This is a genomic window from Corynebacterium vitaeruminis (assembly GCF_001054325.1).
In the GTDB taxonomy this organism is placed as follows: domain Bacteria; phylum Actinomycetota; class Actinomycetes; order Mycobacteriales; family Mycobacteriaceae; genus Corynebacterium; species Corynebacterium vitaeruminis_A.
Genome location: NZ_JVVM01000014.1, coordinates 1 through 313, shown reverse-complemented (window position 1 = coordinate 313; position 313 = coordinate 1). Strand labels below are relative to the sequence as shown.

The 313-nt window shown below is 59.4% G+C and carries 1 protein-coding gene; it reads left to right on the top strand.

What is annotated here, in order from left to right:
• Positions 1–313 (top strand): biotin/lipoyl-containing protein (locus ADA16_RS03295; protein ID WP_048759172.1); only part of this gene is annotated, 313 nt, incomplete at both ends.

The following is a 313-nucleotide window of genomic DNA, read 5'->3' as shown; positions in this document are numbered from 1 at the left end:
ACCGTCGAGGTCGACGAGCCGCTGCTCGAGGTCTCTACCGACAAGGTCGATACTGAAATTCCATCTCCGGTCGCCGGTGTTCTCACCGAGATTCTCTTTGAAGAAGACGACACTGTTGATGTCGGCGAGGTCATCGCAAAGGTCGGCGAGCCGGGCGAAGAGTCGGAAGGCGCTGACGATTCCGCTGAGGAGAACGAGGACGAGGCTCCGAAGGAAGAGGCTGAAGAGCCAAAGAAGGAGGCTCCAAAGGCCGCTTCCGGTTCTGCCACCGATGTTGAGATGCCGGAGCTCGGCGAGTCCGTCACTGAAGGCA